This is a genomic window from Streptomyces sp. NPDC048361 (assembly GCF_040651795.1).
GTDB lineage: Bacteria > Actinomycetota > Actinomycetes > Streptomycetales > Streptomycetaceae > Streptomyces.
Genome location: NZ_JBEZKW010000048.1, coordinates 52,699 through 60,324, shown reverse-complemented (window position 1 = coordinate 60,324; position 7,626 = coordinate 52,699). Strand labels below are relative to the sequence as shown.

4 protein-coding genes are annotated in these 7,626 nt (G+C 70.8%); 1 reads left to right on the top strand and 3 read right to left on the bottom strand.

What is annotated here, in order from left to right:
* Positions 1-158 precede the first annotated feature (158 nt).
* From sucB to AB0D31_RS25215, 3 genes are all read right to left on the bottom strand, one after another.
* On the bottom strand, positions 159-1,943 hold the full coding sequence (sucB, locus tag AB0D31_RS25225) for a 2-oxoglutarate dehydrogenase, E2 component, dihydrolipoamide succinyltransferase (RefSeq protein ID WP_362727214.1): 1,785 nt from the start codon (positions 1,941-1,943) through the stop codon (positions 159-161).
* Between the two features lie 54 nt (positions 1,944-1,997).
* A complete protein-coding gene (gene lpdA, locus AB0D31_RS25220; protein ID WP_328313330.1) occupies positions 1,998-3,386 on the bottom strand; it encodes a dihydrolipoyl dehydrogenase in 1,389 nt (462 codons plus the stop codon).
* A 344-nt stretch (positions 3,387-3,730) separates the two neighbouring features.
* Entirely contained in the window at positions 3,731-5,260 is a 1,530-nt protein-coding gene (locus AB0D31_RS25215; RefSeq protein WP_362727212.1) for a leucyl aminopeptidase, read from the bottom strand.
* A 332-nt stretch (positions 5,261-5,592) separates the two neighbouring features.
* On the opposite strand from AB0D31_RS25215, the gene AB0D31_RS25210 reads away from it, so the two are divergent.
* Positions 5,593-7,617, top strand: a complete 2,025-nt coding sequence (locus tag AB0D31_RS25210) for a hypothetical protein (protein WP_362727222.1) — start codon at positions 5,593-5,595, stop codon at positions 7,615-7,617.
* Positions 7,618-7,626: the final 9 nt, after the last annotated feature.

Below are 7,626 nucleotides of genomic sequence, written 5' to 3'. Positions count from 1 at the left end.
GCGGGGGGGGCCGGGGGGGGTGTGTGGGGGGCCCTCCACCCCCGGGGGGCCCCCCCCCACCCCCCCCGCCCCCCCCCCCCGCGGGCCCGGCGGGGGGGGGGGCCGGCGGCCGCTGGTGAGACGAGTGTTACAGCCGTCCCACGGTGCCGTGCAGAGCCTTACAGGCCGAGCTCGACCTCGAACTCGCCGGCCTCCAGGATCGCCTTGACGGTCGTCAGGTAGCGGGCGGCGTCGGCGCCGTCCACCAGACGGTGGTCGTAGGAGAGGGCCAGGTACGTCATGTCGCGGACGCCGATGACGGTGCCCTCGGCGGTCTCGATGACCGCCGGACGCTTGACCGTGGCACCGATGCCCAGGATGGCGACCTGGTTCGGCGGCACGATGACGGTGTCGAACAGCGCACCGCGCGAACCGGTGTTGCTGATCGTGAACGTCGCGCCCGACAGCTCGTCCGGGGTGATCTTGTTGCCGCGGACCTTGCCGGCCAGCTCGGCCGTGGCCTTGGAGATGCCCGCCAGGTTGAGGTCGCCCGCACCCTTGATGACCGGGGTCATCAGGCCCTTCTCGGAGTCCACGGCGATGCCGATGTTCTCCGAGTCGAAGTACGTGATCGTGCCCTCGTCCTCGTTGATCCGGGCGTTGACGACCGGGTGGGCCTTCAGCGCCTGGGCCGCGGCCTTCACGAAGAACGGCATCGGGGACAGCTTGACGCCCTCACGGGCGGCGAAGGCGTCCTTCGCGGTGTTGCGCAGCTTCATCAGCTTCGTGATGTCGACCTCGACGACCGTGGTCAGCTGGGCCTGCGAGTGCAGCGCCTTCATCATGTTGTCGCCGATGACCTTGCGCATGCGGGTCATCTTGACCGTCTGACCGCGCAGCGGGGACGCCTCGACGGACGGGGCGGCCTTCTTCGCGGCGGGAGCGGCGGCGGCCGGAGCGGGAGCCTTGGCGGCCTCCGCGGCGGCGATGACGTCCTGCTTGCGGATGCGGCCACCGACGCCGGTGCCCTTGACCGCGCCCAGGTCCACACCGGACTCGGAGGCGAGCTTGCGGACCAGCGGCGTGACGTACGCGCCGTCGTCACCGGAGGTCGCGGCGGGAGCCGGAGCAGACGGAGCCTGCGCGGCCGGGGCCGGGGCCGGAGCGGGCGCCGGAGCTGCGGCCGGAGCCGGAGCCTGCGGGGCCGGAGCCGCGGGGGCGGCCGGGGCGGCGGGTGCCGGGGCCGGGGCGGGCGCCGGAGCTGCGGCCGGGGCCGGAGCGGGGGCGGCCGCGGGGGCCGGGGCGGCCGGAGCCTGAGCGGCGGCCGGAGCCGCGCCCGGGGCGCCGATGACGGCGAGCTTGGCGCCGACCTCGGCGGTCTCGTCCTCGCCGACCACGATCTCCAGGAGCACGCCGGCGACCGGCGCGGGGATCTCGGTGTCGACCTTGTCGGTGGAGACCTCGAGCAGCGGCTCGTCCTCGGCCACCTCCTCGCCGACCTCCTTGAGCCAGCGGGTGACGGTGCCCTCGGTCACGCTCTCGCCGAGCGCGGGGAGGACGACGTCGGTGCCCTCGGCGGAGCCACCGCCGGAGGCGGCCTCGGCCGTGGGGGCCGGGGCCGGGGTCTCGGCCTCGGTGGACGGCTCGGCCTGCGGGGCCTCCTGAGCCGGGGCCTCCTGGGCCGGAGCCTGCTGCGCCGGGGCGGACTCGGCCGCCGGGGCGCCCGAGCCGTCGTCGATGATGGCGAGCTCGGCGCCGACCTCGACGGTCTCGTCCTCGGCCACCTTGATGGAGGCGAGGATGCCCGAGGCGGGGGCGGGGATCTCGGTGTCGACCTTGTCGGTCGAGACCTCGAGCAACGGCTCGTCGGCCTCGACGCGCTCGCCCTCGGCCTTCAGCCAACGGGTGACGGTGCCCTCGGTGACGCTCTCGCCGAGCGCCGGAAGGGTTACGGAAACCGACATGGTTTCGGTTGCTCCTTACGAATTGCGGGAAGTGGTCGTCGCGCCCGGGGGCTGTCAGTCGTGGGAGTGCAGCGGCTTGCCGGCCAGCGCCAGGTGGGCCTCGCCGAGCGCCTCGTTCTGCGTCGGGTGCGCGTGGATGAGCTGCGCGACCTCGGCCGGCAGCGCCTCCCAGTTGTAGATCAGCTGGGCTTCGCCGACCTGCTCGCCCATACGGTCACCGACCATGTGGACGCCGACCACGGCGCCGTCCTTGACCTGGACGAGCTTGATCTCGCCCGCGGTCTTGAGGATCTTGCTCTTGCCGTTGCCCGCGAGGTTGTACTTCAGAGCGACGACCTTGTCCGCACCGTAGATCTCCTTGGCCTTGGCCTCGGTGATGCCCACGGAGGCGACCTCGGGGTGGCAGTACGTCACCCGGGGCACGCCGTCGTAGTCGATCGGGACGGTCTTGAGACCGGCCAGACGCTCCGCCACCAGGATGCCCTCGGCGAAGCCGACGTGCGCGAGCTGGAGCGTCGGGACCAGGTCGCCGACGGCGGAGATGGTGGGCACGTTGGTGCGCATGTACTCGTCGGCCAGGACGTAGCCGCGGTCCATCGCGACGCCCTGCTCCTCGTACCCGAGGCCCTGTGAGACCGGGCCGCGGCCGATGGCGACGAGGAGGACCTCGGCCTCGAACTCCTTGCCGTCGGCCAGCGTGACCTTCACACCGTTGGCGGTGTACTCGGCCTTCTGGAAGAAGGTGCCCAGGTTGAACTTGATGCCGCGCTTGCGGAACGCGCGCTCAAGGATCTTGGAGCTGTTCTCGTCCTCGACCGGCACGAGGTGCTTGAGGCCCTCGATGACGGTGACGTCGGTGCCGAAGGACTTCCACGCCGAGGCGAACTCGACGCCGATGACGCCGCCGCCCAGGATGATCGCGGACTGCGGGACGCGGTCCAGGGTCAGCGCGTGGTCCGAGGAGATGATGCGGTTGCCGTCGATCTCCAGACCCGGCAGCGACTTCGGCACGGAGCCGGTCGCCAGCAGGACGTGGCGGCCCTGGATGCGCTGGCCGTTCACGTCCACCGAGGTCGGGGAGGACAGGCGTCCCTCACCCTCGATGTAGGTCACCTTGCGGGAGGCGACCAGGCCCTGCAGCCCCTTGTACAGGCCCGAGATGACCTCGTCCTTGTACGCGTGGACCGCGTTGATGTCGATGCCCTCGAAGGTGGCCTTGACGCCGAACTGGCCGGCTTCGCGTGCCTGGTCGGCGATCTCGCCGGCGTGCAGCAGGGCCTTCGTGGGGATGCAGCCGTTGTGCAGGCAGGTGCCGCCGAGCTTGTTCTTCTCGATCAGTGCGACGTCCAGGCCCAGCTGCGCTCCGCGCAGGGCCGCGGCGTAGCCGCCACTGCCACCGCCGAGGATCACTAGGTCGAAAACGGTGCTGGCGTCGTTCGCCACGTCACGTCCTCCATGCATGTGCGCCGGGCGCGGTCGTCGATGACCGGCGGCGGCTGGTATTCGGCCGCTTGTCTTCGGCCCTGTGGTGGGGGCCCTGTCCTGCCGAGAACCCATCTTCGCACTTGTTGACGGACGGCGGGACGCGGGGCCGGGGTCTGAGACCGCTGATCGTCGCGGGCGACGGTCCCAGGAGTGCCTGTGCCACCGTGCACCGGCACACGGATCGCGTCGTCGGTTTCATCGACAGCGAAATCCGGCCGAAGCGCGGTGGTACGGAGCGTGAACACGGGCGGCCCCGGCGCGTATGCCCGGAGCCGCCCTGTGTGCCGGCTGTGCGCGGTGGGTCAGCCGAGGTCGCCCGCGGCGGCGCGCTCCACGAGGCGGACCAGGGTGCGCACCGACGAGCCGGTGCCGCCCTTGGGGGTGTAGCCGTGCGGGGCGCCCTCGTTGAACGCGGGGCCCGCGATGTCGAGGTGGGCCCAGGTGATGCCCTCGCCCACGAACTCCTTCAGGAAGACGCCGGCCACCAGGCCGCCGCCCATCCGCCCGCCCATGTTGGCGATGTCGGCGGTGGGGGAGTCGATGGACTTGCGCAGGTTCGCCGGGAGCGGCATCGGCCACGACATCTCGCCGGCCTCCTCCGCGATCTCGTGGATCGCGGTGCGGAAGGCGTCGTCGTTGGCCATGATCCCGAAGGTGTGGTCGCCGAGGGCCATCATCATCGCGCCGGTCAGCGTGGCCACGTCGACGATCGCGTCCGGGTTCTCCTCGGAGGCCTTCCACAGCGCGTCGGCCAGGACGAGCCGGCCCTCGGCGTCGGTGTTGAGGACCTCGACGGTCTTGCCGCTGTACATGCGCAGCACGTCACCGGGGCGGGTCGCGGAGCCCGACGGCATGTTCTCGGCCAGCGCGAGCCAGCCGGTGACGTTGGCCTCGATGCCGAGGCGGGCCGCGGTGACGACGGCGGCGAACACGGCGGCGGCGCCGGCCATGTCGCACTTCATCGTCTCGTTGTGGCCGGCCGGCTTGAGCGAGATGCCGCCCGAGTCGTAGGTGATGCCCTTGCCGACGAAGGCCAGGTGCTTGGCGTTCTTGGCGTGCGTGTACGAGATCTTCACCAGGCGCGGCGGGTTCTGCGAGCCGTTGCCGACGCCGAGGATGCCGCCGTAGCCGCCCTTCTCCAGCGCCTTCTCGTCGAGCACCTGCACCTTGAGGCCGTGCTCCTTGCCGGCGGCGGAGACGACCGCGGCGAAGGCCTCGGGGGTCAGGTCGTTCGGCGGGGTGTTGACCAGGTCGCGGGCGCGGTTGATCTCCTCGGCCAGCGCGAGCGAGCGCTCGACGGCGGCCTTGTGGGCCTTGTCGCGCGGCTTGCCGCCGAGGAGGGTGACCTCGGCGAGCGGACCCTTGGCGTCGGCGCCGGCCTTGCTGACGGACTGGTAGGCGGTGAAGGCGTACGCGCCGAGCAGGGCGCCCTCGCCGATCGCCTCGATGTCCTCGGCGGCCTCGACGGGCAGCGCGAACGCGGCCTTCTTGATGCCGTGCAGGGCGCGGGCGGCGTTGCCCGCCGCGATGCGCAGCACCTCGGACGCGTACGCCTCGTCCTCGGCGGGGGCGGTGCCGAGGCCGACCGCGAGGACGAACGGCGCCTTGAGGCCGGAGGGGGACACGGCCTTGGTCACCTCACCCTCGGCACCAGTGGCGCCGAGGGTCTCCAGGACGGCGGCGAGCTTCCCGCCGAACGCCTTGTCGACGGCCTCGGCGCCGGGAGCGACGACGAGCCCGGCCTTGGGGCCCGCGGCCTTGGCGACGCCGACGACGAGGGCGTCGGCGCGCAGCGTCGCCGCACCGGCGGTGCTGAGAGTCAGAGCAGTCACGGTGGTGAGATCTCTCTTCCTTGAGAATCCTGTGGAGTGTTCGACCGTCGTGTGGGCCGGCCGAAGCCCGGGTCCATCGTATTTGGGGCGGGACGACCACCAGCCACGAGCCTACGCGCGGTGCCGGCGTTCGATAGCGGTGGCTGTAATTCACTCATCCGTGGTGTCTCTTTCACGTTTGGCCCACACACTCCGTGAGAGCTCCGTCACACTCACCTCGATCGGGCACTGGGGGCATCGTGCCCCTTTGCATCATCACCACAGGTCTTTCATGCGCACTTCGCGTACGAGGGCTCTATGAGGGGGGACAAATGAAGGCGAAGGCCTTGAATATGGGCAGAACCGGGCTGGCGCTCACGGCGCTCATGGCTGCCGGACTTCTTTCCACGGCCATCCCGGCCGCCAACGCGGCCGGCACGATCGCGCCACGCGTCGATCTGAAGGTGCTGGTCCTCGACGACGGAGGAAGCGCGGTCGCCGCGCTCGTCGCCGAGCTGAAGAACACCGGAGTGCCGTACCAGACCGTCGTGCTGGGGGCGGCGGGGCGGCCGACGATCAACGCGGCCTTCCTGAGCGACACCGTGAGCGGACGCCCGCGGGCCAAGTTCCAGGGCGTCGTCGCGCCCAACGAGATCCCGTTCGGCTCGGCCACCTCACCCGAGCAGACCGCTCTGGCCGCGTACGAGAAGAGCTTCGGGATCCGCCAGATCGACGCGTACACCTGGGCCCATCCCGAGGTGGGGCTCGACTACACCGATCAGCCCGGCGGCTTCTCCGGGCCCCTGGACGGCGTCACCACGCAGGTCAGCGCGGCCGGCAAGGCGGGGCCCTTCGGCTACCTCGACGGCCCGCTGACCTTCGAGGACAACGACCCGGCGGTGCCGGAGAGTTACGGCTACGCGGCTCACCCCGAGGCCGGCTTCACCAGCTACCTCGACGCGCCGTCCGGCGGCTCCATGCTCGGTCAGTACGCCCACGACGGGCGCAACGAGCTGGTCGTCACCTTCGCCTACAACCAGTACCAGGAGCAGTTCCAGGCGCTCTCCAAGGGCATGGTCGAGTGGCTCACCCAGGGCATCCACCTGGGCCAGAGCCGCAACTACTTCTCGGTCCACGTGGACGACGTGTTCGCGCCCGACTCCCGTTGGGACAGCGTCAACAACTGCACCCCGGGCGACCTCGACTGCCCCGCGGGCGGCGCCAACAACCCGGACATCCGCATGACGGCCGCCGACGCCCAGTACGCGGCGCAGTGGGAGGCCACCAGCGGCTTCACGCTCGACATGGTGTTCAACGGCGGCGCGGGCGAGGAGTGGAAGTCCGAGAACGGCGGCACCGACGCGCTCGCCACCCAACTCCTCGCCGACAAGGCCAAGTTCCGTTGGGTGAACCACACCTACACCCACGAGTTCCTCGGCTGTGTGCAGGACACCACTGTCGTGCCGTGGGTGTGCAAGAAGAACACCGACGGCTCCACCCAGTGGATGAGCCGGGCCGACATCTCCTCCCAGATCTCGCAGAACTACACCTGGGCGGTGCAGAAGGGCCTCCCGGTCGACAAGAGCGAGCTCGTCACCGGTGAGCACTCCGGCATGAAGGTCCTGCCGCAGCAGCCCGACGACAACCCGAACCTGGCGGGCGCCTTCGCCGACAACGGCATCAAGTGGACCGGCAGCGACGCATCGCGCGAGCCGGACCAGCGCGCGGTGGGGGCCGCGCTGACCGTGCCCCGGCACCCGATGAACGTGTACTACAACGCCGGCAAGGCCGCCGAGATGACCGACGAGTACAACTGGCTCTACACCTCGAAGGCCAACGGCGGAAGCGGCATCTGCGAGGACAACCCGGCCTCCACCTGCATGACGGGGCCGCTCGACACCGCCACCGGCTACCAGTCGTACATCGTGCCCCGCGAGGCCAAGACCGCGCTGTCCCACGTCCTGTGGAACGACCCGCGGCCGACGTACGTCCACCAGTCCAACCTGGCAGAGGAGCGCATCCTCTACCCGGTCCTCGACAAGATCCTCGGCGACTACAAGGCGCTGTACGCCGACAACGCGCCCGTCGTGAACCTGCGCGAAAAGGACGCGGGAACCGAATTCTCCCGCCGGGCGTCCTGGGACAAGGCACTGGCGGCCGGCACGGTGACCGCCTACCGGATCGGGGACGCCGTCACCGTGCAGGCGCCCAAGGGCGTGGCCGCACCCGTCACGGCGCCGGAGGGGACGCGCAAGCAACTGTTCATCGGCACCGCCGCGTTCGGCACCGCCTACGCGGGACTGCGCTCCGACTGGTCCTCGCCCGAGCTGCTCCAGACGTCGATCACGCTGAAGCTGCCGGCCGTACCGACCGTCTGATCGCTCGTC

What these genes read in the sequence shown, in the direction of transcription:
- sucB (WP_362727214.1), bottom strand. Translation starts at nt 1,943, where the DNA reads ATGTCGGTTTCCGTAACCCTTCCGGCGCTCGGCGAGAGCGTCACCGAG.
- AB0D31_RS25210 (WP_362727222.1), top strand. Translation starts at nt 5,593, where the DNA reads ATGGGCAGAACCGGGCTGGCGCTCACGGCGCTCATGGCTGCCGGACTT.